We start from the raw sequence: 15,192 nt of genomic DNA, 5'->3' as shown, positions 1-15,192 counted from the left end.
GCTCTGCCCCGATGACCACACACACCGATGATTTCGCCTGGCTAGAAAGCCTGGACGCCCCTGCCACGCTAGACTGGGTGGCCGCCCAGAACACCGCCACCCGCACCCGCCTGGACAGCGACCCGCGCTTTGCCGGCCTGCAGGCCGAGATCCTGGCCAACCTGCGCGACACGCGGCAGATTCCGTTTTTTGCCGAGCACGACGGCTGGCTGTACAACTTTCATCAGGACGATGCCCACCCGCGCGGCATCTACCGCCGCACCACGCTGGACAGCTACCGCGCCAACGCGCAGGACTGGCAGGTGGTCATCGACATCGACCAGCTGGCCGCCGACGAAGAGGTGGACTGGTACCTGGACGGCGTGTCGCACTACACGCTGCAGCCCACCCGCGTGCTACTGAGCCTTACCCCCGGCGGCAGCGACGCCAGCGTCACCCGCGAATACGACCTGGCCGCCAGTGCCTTTGTGGCGGGCGGCTTTGCCTTCCCCTACGGCAAAAACCACGTGGCCTGGCGCGACCTGGACAACGTGTTTGTGTGCCCGGCGTGGGACGACAGCCAGCTCACCCGCGCCGGCTACCCGCGCGAGGTATGGCTGCAGGCACGCGGGCAAAGCTGGGCCGATGCGCAGCCGCTGCTGCAGCTGGACGAAGACGCCATGATGGCGGCGGCGTGGCGTTTTCTGGATGCGGCCAACCCGCTGGCCCCCGGCAGCATTACTGCGTTCGACATCGTCGAAGCCTCGGACAGCTTTTACAGCAAAACCTATTACCTGCTAAATGGCGATAGCCTGGTGGCACTACCGCTGCCGCCACGCGCCGAGATCGAGGCCTATAGCCACGGCGACCTGATCGTCAAACTGGCCGAAGACTGGCCGTTTGCCGGCCAGCACTACGCCGCCGGCAGCCTGCTGGCGGTAGCCTGCGCCGCCAACAGCGGCAAGGTTGGCCGCATCCAGCCGCTGTGTGTGCCTGGGGCGCGCCAGTCGGTAGAAATGGTAGAAGCCACGCTGGACCTGCTGGCCATTATCGTGATCGACAACGTGAAAAGCCGGCTCGACACCCTGCGCTGGGCCGATGGCGGCTGGCAGCCGCACGCCAACCCGCTGCCGCAGGGCGGCGTGGTGGAGTTTGCCGACCAGCCGTGGCACAGCAACCTGCTGTACTACAGCTACAGCGACTTCCTCACCCCCGCCGGCCTGTACCGGCTAGACCTGCTGGCTGGTGGCGAGCCCGAGGTGCTGCGCCAGCAGCCCGCCGCGTTTGACGCCAGCGGCTACGTGGCTACGCAGTACCACGCAAGCGCGCCGGACGGCACCGCCATCCCGTACTTTGTGGTGCACCGCGCCGGCCTGGCGCTGGATGGCAGCGCGCCCACGCTGCTGTACGGCTACGGTGGTTTCGAGGTACCGATGATGCCCTACTACATGGACAACTTCGGCCCGCAATGGCTGGAAAAAGGCGGCGTCTTCGCCGTAGCCAATATCCGCGGTGGCGGCGAGTTCGGCCCGGCCTGGCACCAGGCCGCGCAGGGCGTAAACCGCCAGGTGAGCTTTGACGACTTCATCGCGGTAGCCGAAGACCTGATCGCCCGTGGCATCACCAGCCCGCGCCGGCTGGGCATAGAAGGCGGCAGCAACGGCGGCCTGCTGGTGGGCGCCTGCCTCACGCAGCGCCCCGAGCTGTTCAATGCTGTGGTGTGCGAGGTGCCGCTGCTGGACATGCTGCGCTACACCGAACTGCTGGCCGGTGCCAGCTGGGTGGACGAATACGGCGACCCGGACGACCCCGCCGAGCGCGCCGCGCTGGCAGCGTACTCGCCTTACCACCACGTGCGTGGCGACGCCGCCTACCCGCTGGCGCTGTTCACCACCAGCAGCAAGGACGACCGCGTGCACCCGGCACACGCGCGCAAGATGGTGGCGCGCCTGCAGGCGCTGGGCCACGACGCACTACTGTTTGAAACCGAGGGCGGCGGCCATGGTGGCAACACCGGCCAGGCGCAAACTGCCGAAGAACTGGCGCGGGTACTGGTGTACCTGTACCGCCAACTGATGGATTAACACCATGACCCCACACACCCCGCAACTGACCCTGCGCCAGGCCGAGCCGCGCGACGCCGCCCGCTGCTACGCCATCGAAAGCAGCGCCTACGAAGGCGACGAGGCCGCCACCGCCGAAAAAATCGCACTGCGCATTGCACAGTACCCAGCCGGTTTTCTGGTGCTGGAATGCGACGGCGAGCTGGTGGGCTTCATCAACAGCGGCTGCGCGCACCAGGTGGAAATGGCCGACGAAGCGTTCAAGGAGCTGATCGGCCACGACCCGGCTGCGGCCAACGTGGTGATCATGTCGGTAGTCGTCGACCCGGCCTGGCAGGGCCATGGCTACGCCGGCCTGCTGATGCGCGCCTTTATCCAGCGTATGCAGGCCGCCGGCAAGCAGGCCATCCACCTGATGTGCAAGCCGCAGCACGTGGCGCTGTACACCCATATGGGCTACCAGTACGTGCAGCCGTCGGCCTCGCTGCACGGCGGCATGCAGTGGCACGAAATGGTGCTGCCGCTGGGCGCCGCAGGCCAGCCGCGCAACAGCACGACGCAATAAAACCGGGCCCTGGCCGGGGCAGGCCTATACTGGCCCTGACCCCGGCACCGCCGGTCGCCGCGAGAGGTGGCACCATGAAATCGCAACAACGCAGCAAGGAAGCCAAAAAGCACGCCGTGCTCAACCCGAAAGAGAAAAAGGCCGCCAAAGCCGCCAAAAAAATGGCCATGCTTCAGCCCGCCATCGTCATCATCCCGCGCTAGCACAACACGCCGGGCAATAAAAAAGCTGCCATCTGGCAGCTTTTTCGCTGATAAGGCCGCTCAATCAGGCCTTCTTCACAAACTCCGACTTCAGGCTCATCTGGCCGATGCCGTCGATCTTGCAGTCGATATCGTGGTCGCCATCCACCAGGCGGATGTTCTTTACCTTGGTACCCACTTTTACCACCAGCGAGCTGCCTTTTACTTTCAGGTCTTTGATCACGGTAACGCTATCGCCGTCTTGCAGCAGGTTACCGTTGGCGTCGCGAATCACGCGGGTTTCTTCTGCTTCCACGGCGGCGGCGCCATCCTGTGGCCACTCGTGCGCGCACTCCGGGCAAACGTAGAGGCTGCCGTCTTCGTAGGTAAATTCGGACTGACAGGCCGGGCAGTTTGGTAGAGCGCTCATGCTATTCCTTTCGGGTTTGCCTTACAGGCAAAAGGGGCATTATCCCCCGTTGGGGGCCCGCGCCGCAAATCGGGCTCATCCTCGTGCCGGTGCTGCTGGCCTGCATCGCCCCGCCGGCACGCGCGGAAATTCTGGCGCCCCGCCACGGTAAACCTGCCATGCGGCCAACCTTTTACCGGCTGCGTGTCGCGCTGCCATCACCCCAGCCGCCGGCCCGCCGCAGCCCTTTTATCGCAGTAGCGCGCAAAACCATAGCAATGTGTGCTGGCGTACCGAACAAAGCCAGCGTTTGCGGGATGCTGTCTGATCTTGCACCGCCCCGCACAAATTCTTGTACGGTTTCACCGGAGGTTTTGTCATGTTCAAACGAACTGTTTGGGTGCTCTCGCTCAGTGTTGCACTGGCCAGCTGCACCACGACCATGCCCGATTATCAGCGCAGCACCCTGTCGCAACGCGCGGCCATTCATGCCAATGTGGACGACACACTGGGCAAGCTCTACCTGCAGGCCAAAGGCTCGCGCGAACTGGTGGCCAAGGCCAAAGGGGTACTGGTGTTTCCATCGGTACTGACGGCAGGCTTTGTGGTGGGCGGTGCGTATGGCGAGGGCGAATTGCGCGTAGGCAATGCGCAGGCTGGCTATTACAAAACCATGACCGGGTCGCTGGGCTTTCAGGCCGGCGCGCAGTCCAAGGCGCTGGTCTTTCTGTTCATGACGCAGGAGGCACTGGACCACTTCCGCCAGGGTAATGGCTGGACAGCGGGTGTGGACGCCAACGTCGCCTTGCTGACCATCGGCGCAGACGGCTCGGTGAATACCGACACCGCCACCGCCCCGGTAGTCGGCTTTGTCATGACCAATGGCGGCTTGATGTTCAATGTGTCATTGCAAGGCACCAAAGTGTCGCGGCTGGACACCAACACCATGTCCTCCCCAGACGAGACCAGCACGTCTAGCGGGCATGAACACGGCAAATAGACACCACCGCGCCCGGCATAGCCTGCCACCGCCGCCCGGATAAGCCACAAGCGCATACCGGGCGGTGCGTCGTAGCTGACACCACGCCCAAGGGGGCAATCATGACCTGGCCGCACACCGCTTACACGGTAGTGCGGCCAGATCATGACTGCGTGCCTACTACGGCGGGGCTGACGGTGCTACGCCCGCTGCAGTAGGCCCAAACCAGCACCGCCCGGCTAGAGCCGCCGGCCGCGCATGATACGCAGTAATACCGCGATCAGAATCAGCACCAGCAATAAATGAATCAGCCCCCCCATGGTGTAAGAAGTCACCATGCCCAAGGCCCACAGTACAAACAGAACCACAATAATGCTTTCCAACATGATGGCACTCCTGCAAACAGGCAGGCAGTAGCGGGGCATGCCAAGACACGCGCCGGACACTGCCCTGCCAGAACCTACCCGCTAGAACCTAATCGACAGACACGTCGGTACCGTAAAAAGTATGGACGGTACTGGCCCAGGCTGGATTGGCCATGTCCGGCCACGCGTCTTTGTCAAAACCAGGGGCATTGGCAAAACGCTCTTTGGTGACATTCAATACAAAACCCTTGTTGGCAGGGTCCAGCACCAGGGCACGCCAAGGCACGGCAAACAGCTTTTCACCCATGGTCATGAAGCCGCCAAAAGCCAGCACGGCATAAGCCACCTGCCCGGTTTTGACATTCAGCATGATTTCCTTGATATCGCCCAGCACCTCACCCTGCCGATTCAGCACCGCATCACCGGTCAGCGTATGGGCACCCATCAGATAGGGGCCCGGCCCGCCGGCACCGTGGTCGGTACCGTGCGTGCCATCACTATTGCGCTGCATCTTGTTCATTACATTCTCCTTTGCCCTAGGCGCAGACCGCCTCTGCCGTAACCACGGATAGCGCTGGCTACCACTCCGGTTTACGCCAGCCGCCCGCCATGGTCTGTTCGGTTGCACACCTAAGGGCCACCGCGGCCAACCACGCGGGCAAAGCACTGCGATCCCAAGCTCAGCACCTGGCGGCATGTGGCACGCCGGGGCCACGCGCAGCCCCCCACGCATACACCCACAGCGCGCCATGGCTAGGCCGGCAGGCTGCCGCACTCACCGTGCCTGCTTAATGGCATAGGGCTAGCAAGTAGCCACCGCTTGAGTTGGCCGCATGCCTGGGCTGCATGGCCGCAGGGTGTGTTGCAGCCATGCTGTACCCGTGACGCAGGATGGCTATGCAATTTGCCTATTTATAGTTTTATTTATAATATATTGTTATCACTTCCTATAAAACAGCACGCACAAGCACGGCCAAGGCCCAAGGACACCCACCATGCGCAGCAACCTGCCCGTCACCCAGACCGAACGCTTTCTGGTGCCCAAGCGCCCCATCGTCACCAAGACCGACCTGCGCGGCATCATCACTTATGCCAACCGTGCTTTCATCGACATCAGCGGCTTTAGTGAGGCAGAGCTAGTAGGCCAGCCGCACAATATCGTGCGCCACCCCGACATGCCGCCCGAGGCTTTCGACGATATGTGGCGCACCATCAAGGCCGGCCACCCCTGGCGCGGCCTGGTCAAGAACCGTAGCAAGAACGGCGACTTCTATTGGGTAGATGCCTACGCCACGCCCATCCGCGAAAACGGCTGTATCACCGGCTACATGTCGGTACGTAACAGCCCGGACCGCCAGCAAGTTGCTGCCACCGAACAGCTATACGCTGATATCCGTGCCAAACGCGTCAGCCTGCCACCCACACGCATAGACAACGGCACCAGCCTGGACCGCCTGCTGCTGTGGCTGCTGCTACCGGCCGTATTGCTGCTACCCCTCAGCCTGTTACTACCCGATGGCGTGGCGGCGGCGGTGAGCCTGCTGCTGTCCGTATGGCTATTGGGCGGGGGGCTGTGGCTGCGGCGTCAGGCCATTGCGCCGCTGGCGCACATCCGCCAGGGCATACACCGCTTGGGCGAAGGTCATTTCGGCGAGCCGTTCCAGCCCGCAGGCTGTGCCGAGATGCGCGACATGGGCCTGGCACTGGAAAGCATGCGCATCAATACCCGCGCCGTTATCGCCGACGTGGTAGGCGGTGCCAACGATGTGGGCAGCATTGCCGCCGCCGTCAACGAGCAGGCCGCCACACTGAAAGGCCGCGGCGAGCAGGCGCTGGACGGCATCAGCCGTGTAGCGGCCGCGCTGGAGCAGCTATCGGTATCCGTCACCGAGATTTCGCACGCCACGCGCAACGGCGCTGGCCATGCCGACGAAGCCCGCCAGCTTACCCTGGCCGGCGAGCAGGCCATGCAGCAGACCGAGCAAGCCACCAGCGTGGCGATGCACGAGTTTCAGGCCTCCCATGACGCCATTGCCGTGCTGCAGCAATCTACCCAGGACATCGGCAATGTCGCGCTGGTGATCAAGGACATTGCCAACCAGACCAACCTGCTGGCCTTGAATGCGGCCATCGAAGCCGCCCGCGCAGGCGAAACCGGCCGTGGTTTTGCCGTAGTCGCCGACGAAGTGCGCAGCCTGGCAGAGCGCACCGCCGGCAACACCAAAGAAATCGAACAATCTATCAGCGTGCTGATGCAGCGCACCAGCGACGTCACGCTCAGCATCCAGCACGCCCTGGCACAAGTCAGCCAGGTCGCCACGGCCGTGCGCGGCGCCAGCGACAGCCTGGGCGCTATCCGCCAGGCCAGCCATGGCGTCTCAACCGCATCGCAAACAGTAGCCGACATGCTGCAACAGCAGTCATCCACCTCCACCGAAGTGGCGCTGAACATGGAGGCCATGAATACGCTAACCGAGCAAAACAGCCACAACATCCACCAGACCCACGCCTATGCCGAACAGCTGCACACCACGGCGGACGACTTGCGCCGCCTGGTGCAGCACTTCGAGCGCCACCTGTAAGGCATCACCCGGCCCGGAACCCTCGCCAGCACGCCGGGTCATAGCGCACGCGGCTGCACACCCTGCAGCCCAGCCTATTCCGACCAAACCGCACCCGAGCTAAGTGCCACCGCATGCGCCTTGTCCGCCTTACCTGTTTGTTACTGGCACTGATGCTGCTATCGCTACAAGCGATGAGCCTGGCCCATAGCGGCGGCAGCTGCGCCGACGCCAGCCTGCGCTGCTGCGTACAAACCTGCGCGGGCAAACACAGTGGCGAGCCGGAACAGCCTGCGTGCGGTGAAGACTGCTGCGCCCTGCACGCCAGCCCGCAGCCGGCAGGCAACGCCCCCTTGGCAGCCGCCTTCATGGCGCCTCAGCAAGGCCATGCCCCACCGGCCCTGGCCATGCGCACCATCGCGCCCCCCATCCGGCCCCCCGCCGCCTGACACCCTTGCGCCGGCCCCAGCCGGCGCCCCCATCCTCACCGTTGCCGGCACGCTGGCAGCGGTGCGTCTGCATTCCGCCCAAGGCACATTCATGACTTTTCTGACCCGTTCCACACCGGTGCGGCCAACCCCTGCGGCCTGGCTACTGGTATTTGCCGCCTGGCTACTGGCCACGCTGGCCACCCTTGGCGCCCTGTTTTTTGGCGAAGTAATGATGCTGACACCCTGCGTGCTGTGCTGGTACCAGCGCATCTTCATGTTTCCGCTGGTACTGCTGCTGCCACTGGGGCTGTTTCCCTACGACCACAAAGTAGCGCGCTACGGGCTGGCCCTGGCCGTGCCCGGCAGCCTGATTGCGTGCTTCCACCTGCTGGTGGCTGCCGGCGTCATCCCCGAGGCCATGCTGCCATGCAGCCAGGGCGTGCCGTGCTCGGTCACCGTCATCGAGTGGTTCGGCTTTGTCACCATCCCGCTGCTATCGGCCGCCGCCTTCCTCACCATTACCGCCTTACTACTGGCAACCCACTTACGAGCATGCAAATGAAACCGAAAACCCTCTTCATCGTGGCCGCCACCGTCTTGCTGTCCGGCTTTCTGGCGGCAAGCGCCTTTTACCAATCGCAGCAGCGCGAACAGGCCGCACAGCAGGCCAGCGTCAACCGCGAGGCACTGGTACGCATGCACTCGCCAGCGCTGGGCAACCCCAATGCCCCGGTGGTATTGGTCGAGTTCTTCGACCCCGCCTGCGAAACCTGCCGCGCCTTTTACCCGCTGATCAAGGACATGATGGCGGCCAACCCCGGCAAGATCCGCCTGGTACTGCGCTACGCCCCCTTCCATGCAGGGTCCGACCAACTGGTCGCCGCGCTGGAAGCCGCCCGCCGGCAAGGCAAGTACTGGGAAGCAATGGACGCCTTACTGGCCGCGCAGGATGAGCTGGCACAAAACCACAGCGTGGATAAAGAACGGATCTGGGCACCGTTGGCCGCAGTGGGGCTGGACATGGCCAAACTGAAAAGCGATATGGCAGCAGCGGACATCGCCAATGTCATCGCGCAGGACCTGGCAGATGCGCAAACCCTGCAAGTGCGCAAAACGCCGGAGTTCTTCGTCAACGGCCGTCCATTACCAAGCTTTGGCCATGCCCAGCTGCAAGCGCTGGTAGCGGAAGAAATCGCCAAAGCCAGCCGCTAAGGCCAGCAAGCGCTAACGACAAAGGCGGGCTGCCAGATGAAGCCCGCCTTTGTCTTGCCTAGCGACAAATTTGAGGTTGATGTATGCCGCAGAAGTAGGAGGCCACCTGAACGGATGCGGCCAACCTTGGGCGTACGGCTCCCCGGATGCGGCTACGCCTTATCCGGGGTTGTTTGTCTTGGCGCGGCCACTTGGTCATCCGGCAGGATGCGGCCAATCTTGGGTATCTGGCTGCACCCCGGATGCGGCTGTGCCTTATCCGGGCTACTTGCTACTTGCTAATTCTCCGCTTCATCTCAGAAGGAATGGCGAATATAGCAATTATCATTATATAGAATGCTATATTGGTTATTATGCCAAAAAAAACAAAAGAAATAACACCACGCCTAATGGCTTCGCAATTGCCATCAACATCCACCACCACAAATGGATAAAATATCACAAAGAATAAAGAAAATATTAAAATTACCAACAACTGCACAGCTGGCATTTCCGCATAACCAGCAAAGCCATCATTAACAATTGATCGCCAATTCATCATTAAGAAATAAAATGAGATTGCAACATTTAATAAAAGTGATATGTTTTTTATCCAATAAATAGATGAATTAAAAAATGCATTCACGCCATTGTCACAATAGAATATATTGTCCGTTTCAATTTCTGGGTCATATATAAATATTAAAAGCGAAACAGCCATGAGAAATGCAGATATGCATATACTTAGCATCAGCCATTTTTTAGCAGCAAACTCGATTGAAGTTTCCGTTGCCATAAATGCATTTCCCCGTTAATTATTCAGCCCGTGGCCCGGATAAGCCAACGGCGCATCCGGGGTTGTTTGTCTTGGCGCGGCCACTTGGTCATCCGACAGGGTGCGGCTAACCTTGGGTATTCGGCTGTTCCCCGGATGGGGCTGTGCCTTATCCGGGCTACTTGCTACTTGCCACTTACTAAAACCCTTCAAATATAGTCGTGCCAATTTAACTATGTCATTGGCAAAATTAGAATGGTATATCAAGATCATTGATAGCCGACTCGAGCTTTGCCATCATTGCCTTTGCCTCCAGTGCCAATTCCTTACTCCTCAAAGCTTTTGTAATTTTCGGCTGAGCTAAATTCAATGATGTTCGCATGCTTTTTAGTGTGCATTTGAGCATTTCCACATCCTTATCTGACAACTCCGAATGGCCTATTTGCGCCATTTGATTTCCAAAATCAGTTAATGTTGTGTACAATACAATCCAATGATTAGCCGAATCCTCCTCCGGCGCATTATTTGCAATCATTCGCACTGTTGATAATATTTCCTCAATCAATTCGACATCAGGCCTTCTCTCAGGGATTTTCGCTTCCACATTGATCTTCAAGGCTTCTTCAATCGCCTTATTAAACTCTGACCAGCAACGGTCAAATGTTCTATTCAGCTGTGCTTCACTGAGCGGCACTGATAAAAACTCATTAATGGAAAACAATAACTTCCGAATTTCTGACTCAGAATATGGAGTAGCCTGAAATTGGCTGAGAGGACCTTGAAGTTGTGCTGGTTCAACCTGAAACAAAAGCGGACATACACTAGACAACTTAGCGTTACTTATCGCCCCAGACTCAAACATTAGCCACGGAGAAATCATACTCTCTGGGGTTACACAAATAATACCAACTTTTGAATCTTTTAGATTCTTTTCGATCTCAGCGGACCATCGCTGCCCTTTCTCAATGTCAGGCGAATAGAATGGCTCTATAGACTGAATGACATCTGGTAACAATTGTTTGAAGGCTTCACCGATTTTCTTACCTCGCTCACCTGACCAAGAAATAAATACTTTCACTTTATTCTCCTCACTGAACTTCGTAAATTTAGTTGAGCTTGCAAGGCACGTAGTCCTGATGCTGCCAACCTCTTGCAACTGGCCCCTACCAGACACAGATGCTTTTGCACCTTATCCGGGCAATAGAAGATGGTGTTTCCTCACAGGCACCGCCCTAAGACCCAAAATTCGATGCCAACAGTATATGAAAGGCCACAACAAGTACAGCCTACTGCTCGCATCTGCGTGCAGCCCCGATAAGCGAATGGTACATCCGGCTTTGCTATACGCAGCTGGAGTACCGCGTGAGCCACAAGGGGGCTGCCAAGCGTGGGGGTCCAATGCCCCCGGATGCGGCTGCGCCTTATCCGGGCTACCGCCAGAAACGGCAATGCCTTATGTGGCGACGGGCAATGGGCGGTAGCAGCAGGCATGAAAAAAGGGGCCCAAGGCCCCTTTGCTGTTGGTACGGCAGCGTGGTGCTGCCTGCGGCCAACCTTATTCCACGGTTACCGATTTGGCCAGGTTGCGTGGTTTGTCCACGTCGGTGCCGCGCGCCAGGGCGACGTGGTAGGCCAGGATCTGCACCGGGATGGAGTGCACGATGGGGCTGAGCACGCCCACGTGGCGCGGGGTGCGGATGACGTGTACGCCGTCGGAATCGACAAAGTGGCTGTCGGCGTCGGCAAACACGAACAGCTCGCCGCCACGGGCGCGCACTTCCTGCATATTGGATTTCACTTTTTCCAGCAGCACGTCGTTGGGGGCGATCACCACCACCGGCATGTTTTCGTCTACCAGCGCCAGCGGGCCGTGCTTCAGCTCGCCGGCCGGGTAGGCTTCGGCGTGGATGTAGGAGATTTCCTTCAGTTTCAGCGCGCCTTCCAGCGCGATGGGGTAATGCAGGCCGCGGCCGAGGAACAGGGCGTCGTTCTTGGCGGCAAACTGGCTGCTCCAGGCTTTGATCTGCGGCTCCAGGTTCAGCGCGTGCTGCACGCTGCCCGGCAGGTGGCGCAGTTCGTCCAGGTATTGCGTTTCTTGTGCTGCACTGACGCGGCCGCGTACCTTGCCCAGCGTTACCGCCAGCGCAAACAGGCTAACCAGCTGGGTGGTGAAGGCCTTGGTGGAGGCCACGCCGATTTCGGCGCCGGCGCGGGTGTAGAACACCAGCTCGGACGCACGCGGGATGGCGGATTCACGCACGTTGCAGATGGACAGCGCGTGCTGGTGGCCCAGGCTCTTGGCGTATTTCAGCGCTTCCATGGTGTCCAGTGTTTCGCCGGACTGCGAGATGGTGACCACCAGGTGGTTCGGGTCGGCGTAGGCGTCGCGGTAGCGGTATTCGCTGGCGATTTCCACGTCGCACACCACACCGGCGATGCTTTCGATCCAGTATTTGGCAGTGAGGCCGGCGTAGTAGCTGGTGCCGCAGGCCAGGATCTTCACGCCGGTGAGCTGTGGCAATACGTTGGCCGCAGCGGGGCCGAACAGCTCGGGCACGAAGCCGTCGTCCAGTACCACTTCGATGGTGTCGGACAGCGCTTTGGGCTGCTCGTGGATTTCTTTTTGCATGAAGTGGCTGTACGGGCCCAGCTCCAGCGAGGCCAGCGACACGTCGGATACGTGCACTTTGCGCTCTACCGGCTGGTCGTCTTTGTCGATCAGCTTCACGCTGTCGCGGGTAAGGTGGCCGATGTCGCCCTCTTCCAGGAAGATCACACGGCGGGTGGCCGACAGCACGGCGGAGACATCGGAGGCGATGAAGTTTTCACCTTCGCCCAGGCCCACCAGCAGCGGGCAGCCCATGCGCGCGCACACCAGTTCGTCGGGCCGGTCCAGCGCGATAACGCCGATGGCGTAGGCGCCAGTGAGCTCGCGGGTGGCGCGGTGCACGGCACGGAACAGGTCTTTTTCTACCACGTAGTACTGGTGTACCAGGTGGGCGATGACTTCGGTGTCGGTTTGCGATTCGAACACGTAGCCGGCGGCTTTCAGGGCTTCGCGCTTTTCTTCGTGGTTTTCGATAATGCCGTTGTGTACCACGGCGATGAGGCCGTGCGACACGTGCGGGTGGGCGTTGTATTCGGTCACACCGCCGTGGGTGGCCCAGCGGGTGTGGCCTATGCCCAGCTCGCCTTGCACATTATCTGCCTGGGCGGCGGCTTCCATTTCGGCCACGCGGCCAACCCGGCGCACGCGGGTGATGTCGCTGCCGACGTGCACGGCGATGCCGGACGAATCGTAGCCACGGTATTCCAGGCGCTTCAGGCCTTCTACCAGCACAGGAACAATATTACGACGCGCAATCGCGCCTACGATGCCGCACATACACTTCTCCTTGTATCAAGCATGGCGAAAGGGGGCACAGATCAGCGTGACCCCTTTGGCCTGAATGGTTTCCCTGGCGTCGAGGGCCAGGGCGTCGTCGGTGATCAGGGTCTGGATGCGTGCCCACGGCAGCTCCAGGTTGGGAATGCGGCGGCCGATCTTGTCGGACTCCACCATGACCACCACTTCGCGCGAGACTTCGGCCATCACGCGCGACAGGCCCACCAGCTCGTTGAAGGTGGTGGTGCCACGCGCCAGGTCGATGCCGTCGGCGCCGATAAACAACTGGTCAAAATCGTAGGAGCGCAGTACCTGCTCGGCGATCTGGCCCTGAAACGATTCGGAATGCGGGTCCCAGGTACCGCCGGTCATCAGCAGCGTGGGCTCGTTTTCCAGCTCGCGCAGGCTGCCAGCCACGTTCAGCGAGTTGGTCATCACGATCAGGCCGCGCTTGTTGCCCAGCAGCGGGATCATGGCGCTGGTGGTGGTACCGCTATCGATAATCACGCGATTATGGTCGCGAATGCGCTCGGCAGCGGCACGGGCGATAGCCTGCTTTCGTTCCGAAACTTTTATCGGGTCACTTTCCGCCACCATTTCGGTGGGTAGCGACACGGCGCCACCGTAACGGCGCAGCAGCAGGCCGCCGGTTTCCAGCAGGGCCAGGTCTTTGCGAATGGTGACTTCCGAGGTTGCAAAACGCTGGGTGAGGTCTTCTACACTCACCTCGCCACGCTCTTGCACCAGGGCCACGATGGCGTGGCGACGCTGCTGGGTGTTACGTTTGGTCATTCAAATATTTCGGTTCGTAAGTTTTGCGAAATATTAGCAGTACGCATGGTCAATGACAAGTCGGCGATGCGCCACCGGCAGCGGCATGAAAAAACCGCCAGGGCACGGGGCGCTGGCGGTGTGGATTGGGTACAGCAAAGCAGCTTATTTCAGCTTTTGCGGGCGCTGCCAGCCAGGCACGGTCAGCTGCTTGGCGCGGGCGACGGTGAGCTGGCCGGCGGGGGCAGTTTTGGTCACGACCGAGCCTGCACCAATGGTGGCACCGGCTTCCAGCGTAACGGGGGCCACCATCAGGGTGCCGGAGCCGACAAACACGTTATCGCCGATAACGGTCTTGAACTTGTTCACGCCATCGTAATTGCAGGTTACCGAGCCAGCGCCTACGTTGACCTTGCTGCCGATTTGCGCATCGCCAATATACGTGAGGTGATTCACCTTGGAGCCTTCGCCCACGGTGGCTTTCTTGATCTCGACAAAGTTGCCCACGTGCACGTGTGCGGCCAACTCTGCGCCCGGGCGCAGGCGGGCGTAGGGGCCGATGCGGCAGGCTTCGCCCACGACGGCGTCTTCCAGGTGCGAGTACGGTGCAATGCGGGTACCGGCGGCAATGCTCACGTTTTTCAACACACAGTAGGCGCCGATTTCCACGTTATCACCCAGCGTGACCTGGCCTTCGAACACGCAGCCTACGTCGATGCTGACATCCATGCCGTGCTGTAGTTGGCCGCGGATATCGATACGGGCCGGGTCGGCCAGCATCACGCCGGCGGTCAGCAGCGCACGCGCCTGGTTTTGCTGCAGCTGGCGTTCCAGCTCGGCCAGCTGCACCTTGTTGTTCACGCCAGCGGCTTCCCAGCCAGCAGCCACGGTGACGCCCGGCACGGCCATGCCGTCGCGTACGGCCAGCTCGATCACGTCGGTAAGGTAGTACTCGCCTTGGGCGTTGCCGTTGCGCAGCTCGCCCAGCCAGCCTTCCAGCTTGTCGTTGGGCAGCACCATCATGCCGGTATTGATCTCGCGGATCGCTTTCTGCTCGGCATTGCAGTCTTTGTCTTCCACAATGGCCACAATCTCGCCTGCCGCGTTACGCACGATGCGGCCATAGCCGCTGGCGTCGGCCAGTACGTCGGTGAGCAGGCTCATGCCGTTTTGCGCCGCATCCAGCAGCTTTTGCAGGGTTTCGACAGTAGTCAGCGGTACATCGCCGTACAGCACCAGGGTGCGGCCAACCTTGGGCAGCTGCGACAGCGCCATTTTCAGTGCGTGCCCGGTGCCCAGCTGCTCGGCCTGCAGTGCCCAGGCGACGTCTTCATCACGAATCTGCTCGCGCACCTGGTCGCCGCCGTGGCCGTATACCACCACCATGTTCGATGGCTGCAGCTGGCGCGCCGTGCTGATCACACGGGCCAGCATGGGTTGGCCGCCGATGGGGTGCAGTACCTTGGGCATGGCCGAATACATACGCTTGCCTTTACCGGCAGCCAGGATGACAACGCTGAGAGATTCCATATCAAA

The 15,192-nt window shown here is 60.6% G+C and carries 16 protein-coding genes; 8 read left to right on the top strand and 8 right to left on the bottom strand.

Features of this window, described 5'->3' with window-relative positions; translation table 11 throughout:
• Positions 1-11 precede the first annotated feature (11 nt).
• The 3 genes from FLQ44_RS21590 (at position 12) to FLQ44_RS24655 (ending at position 2,810) form a co-directional block, all read left to right on the top strand.
• Entirely contained in the window at positions 12-2,063 is a 2,052-nt protein-coding gene (locus FLQ44_RS21590) for a prolyl oligopeptidase family serine peptidase (RefSeq protein ID WP_147696011.1), read from the top strand.
• A gap of 4 nt (positions 2,064-2,067) precedes the next feature.
• Positions 2,068-2,607, top strand: coding sequence for a GNAT family N-acetyltransferase (locus tag FLQ44_RS21585; RefSeq protein WP_147696010.1), 540 nt, complete (start codon positions 2,068-2,070; stop codon positions 2,605-2,607).
• A 74-nt stretch (positions 2,608-2,681) separates the two neighbouring features.
• Complete coding sequence (locus FLQ44_RS24655; RefSeq protein ID WP_276607903.1) at positions 2,682-2,810, top strand: hypothetical protein; 129 nt, start codon at positions 2,682-2,684, stop codon at positions 2,808-2,810.
• Between the two features lie 64 nt (positions 2,811-2,874).
• Here FLQ44_RS24655 and FLQ44_RS21580 read toward each other — a convergent pair whose 3' ends face one another.
• Positions 2,875-3,219, bottom strand: a complete 345-nt coding sequence (locus tag FLQ44_RS21580; protein WP_017509463.1) for a zinc ribbon domain-containing protein YjdM — start codon at positions 3,217-3,219, stop codon at positions 2,875-2,877.
• A 358-nt stretch (positions 3,220-3,577) separates the two neighbouring features.
• On the opposite strand from FLQ44_RS21580, the gene FLQ44_RS21575 reads away from it, so the two are divergent.
• Complete coding sequence (locus tag FLQ44_RS21575) at positions 3,578-4,198, top strand: BPSL1445 family SYLF domain-containing lipoprotein (protein WP_170253060.1); 621 nt, start codon at positions 3,578-3,580, stop codon at positions 4,196-4,198.
• Positions 4,199-4,416: 218 nt separating this feature from the next.
• On the opposite strand, the gene FLQ44_RS21570 is transcribed toward FLQ44_RS21575, so the two are convergent.
• Positions 4,417-4,563, bottom strand: a complete 147-nt coding sequence (locus FLQ44_RS21570; RefSeq protein ID WP_147696009.1) for a lmo0937 family membrane protein — start codon at positions 4,561-4,563, stop codon at positions 4,417-4,419.
• A gap of 88 nt (positions 4,564-4,651) precedes the next feature.
• Positions 4,652-5,062, bottom strand: coding sequence for a PRC-barrel domain-containing protein (locus FLQ44_RS21565; RefSeq protein WP_147696008.1), 411 nt, complete (start codon positions 5,060-5,062; stop codon positions 4,652-4,654).
• A 475-nt stretch (positions 5,063-5,537) separates the two neighbouring features.
• Between FLQ44_RS21565 and FLQ44_RS21560 the strand changes: the two genes are divergently transcribed.
• The 4 genes from FLQ44_RS21560 (at position 5,538) to FLQ44_RS21545 (ending at position 8,746) form a co-directional block, all read left to right on the top strand.
• A complete protein-coding gene (locus FLQ44_RS21560) occupies positions 5,538-7,124 on the top strand; it encodes a methyl-accepting chemotaxis protein (RefSeq protein ID WP_147696007.1) in 1,587 nt (528 codons plus the stop codon).
• A gap of 113 nt (positions 7,125-7,237) precedes the next feature.
• Positions 7,238-7,552 carry a hypothetical protein gene (locus FLQ44_RS21555; protein WP_147696006.1) on the top strand — a complete coding sequence of 105 codons (315 nt, stop codon included), beginning with the start codon at positions 7,238-7,240 and terminating at the stop codon, positions 7,550-7,552.
• A 91-nt stretch (positions 7,553-7,643) separates the two neighbouring features.
• Complete coding sequence (locus FLQ44_RS21550; protein ID WP_147696005.1) at positions 7,644-8,096, top strand: disulfide bond formation protein B; 453 nt, start codon at positions 7,644-7,646, stop codon at positions 8,094-8,096.
• Entirely contained in the window at positions 8,093-8,746 is a 654-nt protein-coding gene (locus FLQ44_RS21545; protein WP_147696004.1) for a DsbA family protein, read from the top strand. Before FLQ44_RS21550 ends, FLQ44_RS21545 begins: the two co-directional genes overlap by 4 nt.
• Positions 8,747-9,017: 271 nt before the next feature.
• Here the strand turns inward: FLQ44_RS21545 and FLQ44_RS21540 are convergent, their stop codons facing one another.
• The 5 genes from FLQ44_RS21540 to glmU form a co-directional block, all read right to left on the bottom strand.
• Positions 9,018-9,521 carry a hypothetical protein gene (locus FLQ44_RS21540; protein ID WP_147696003.1) on the bottom strand — a complete coding sequence of 168 codons (504 nt, stop codon included), beginning with the start codon at positions 9,519-9,521 and terminating at the stop codon, positions 9,018-9,020.
• A gap of 229 nt (positions 9,522-9,750) precedes the next feature.
• Positions 9,751-10,578, bottom strand: coding sequence for a TIR domain-containing protein (locus tag FLQ44_RS21535; protein WP_170253059.1), 828 nt, complete (start codon positions 10,576-10,578; stop codon positions 9,751-9,753).
• A 477-nt stretch (positions 10,579-11,055) separates the two neighbouring features.
• Positions 11,056-12,885: a glutamine--fructose-6-phosphate transaminase (isomerizing) gene (gene glmS / locus FLQ44_RS21530; protein ID WP_147696001.1), complete on the bottom strand. Its 1,830-nt coding sequence runs from the start codon at positions 12,883-12,885 to the stop codon at positions 11,056-11,058.
• 15 nt (positions 12,886-12,900) lie between these two features.
• A complete protein-coding gene (locus FLQ44_RS21525; protein ID WP_147696000.1) occupies positions 12,901-13,677 on the bottom strand; it encodes a DeoR/GlpR family DNA-binding transcription regulator in 777 nt (258 codons plus the stop codon).
• Between the two features lie 144 nt (positions 13,678-13,821).
• Positions 13,822-15,186 carry a bifunctional UDP-N-acetylglucosamine diphosphorylase/glucosamine-1-phosphate N-acetyltransferase GlmU gene (gene glmU, locus FLQ44_RS21520; protein ID WP_147695999.1) on the bottom strand — a complete coding sequence of 455 codons (1,365 nt, stop codon included), beginning with the start codon at positions 15,184-15,186 and terminating at the stop codon, positions 13,822-13,824.
• Positions 15,187-15,192: the final 6 nt, after the last annotated feature.

Origin of the sequence: Vogesella mureinivorans, from assembly GCF_007644035.1 — a bacterium.
Classification (GTDB): Bacteria; Pseudomonadota; Gammaproteobacteria; order Burkholderiales; family Chromobacteriaceae; genus Vogesella; species Vogesella mureinivorans.
Note: the sequence above shows the minus strand (reverse complement) of the source record. Positions and strands in the feature narration are given on the sequence as shown.

Coding starts and splice junctions, on each gene's coding strand:
- FLQ44_RS21570 (WP_147696009.1), bottom strand. CDS start 4,563: ATGTTGGAAAGCATTATTGTGGTTCTGTTTGTACTGTGGGCCTTGGGC.
- glmS (WP_147696001.1), bottom strand. CDS start 12,885: ATGTGCGGCATCGTAGGCGCGATTGCGCGTCGTAATATTGTTCCTGTG.
- glmU (WP_147695999.1), bottom strand. CDS start 15,186: ATGGAATCTCTCAGCGTTGTCATCCTGGCTGCCGGTAAAGGCAAGCGT.
- FLQ44_RS21585 (WP_147696010.1), top strand. CDS start 2,068: ATGACCCCACACACCCCGCAACTGACCCTGCGCCAGGCCGAGCCGCGC.
- FLQ44_RS21580 (WP_017509463.1), bottom strand. CDS start 3,219: ATGAGCGCTCTACCAAACTGCCCGGCCTGTCAGTCCGAATTTACCTAC.
- FLQ44_RS24655 (WP_276607903.1), top strand. CDS start 2,682: ATGAAATCGCAACAACGCAGCAAGGAAGCCAAAAAGCACGCCGTGCTC.
- FLQ44_RS21550 (WP_147696005.1), top strand. CDS start 7,644: ATGACTTTTCTGACCCGTTCCACACCGGTGCGGCCAACCCCTGCGGCC.
- FLQ44_RS21575 (WP_170253060.1), top strand. CDS start 3,578: ATGTTCAAACGAACTGTTTGGGTGCTCTCGCTCAGTGTTGCACTGGCC.
- FLQ44_RS21565 (WP_147696008.1), bottom strand. CDS start 5,062: ATGAACAAGATGCAGCGCAATAGTGATGGCACGCACGGTACCGACCAC.
- FLQ44_RS21525 (WP_147696000.1), bottom strand. CDS start 13,677: ATGACCAAACGTAACACCCAGCAGCGTCGCCACGCCATCGTGGCCCTG.
- FLQ44_RS21590 (WP_147696011.1), top strand. CDS start 12: ATGACCACACACACCGATGATTTCGCCTGGCTAGAAAGCCTGGACGCC.
- FLQ44_RS21545 (WP_147696004.1), top strand. CDS start 8,093: ATGAAACCGAAAACCCTCTTCATCGTGGCCGCCACCGTCTTGCTGTCC.
- FLQ44_RS21540 (WP_147696003.1), bottom strand. CDS start 9,521: ATGGCAACGGAAACTTCAATCGAGTTTGCTGCTAAAAAATGGCTGATG.
- FLQ44_RS21555 (WP_147696006.1), top strand. CDS start 7,238: ATGCGCCTTGTCCGCCTTACCTGTTTGTTACTGGCACTGATGCTGCTA.
- FLQ44_RS21560 (WP_147696007.1), top strand. CDS start 5,538: ATGCGCAGCAACCTGCCCGTCACCCAGACCGAACGCTTTCTGGTGCCC.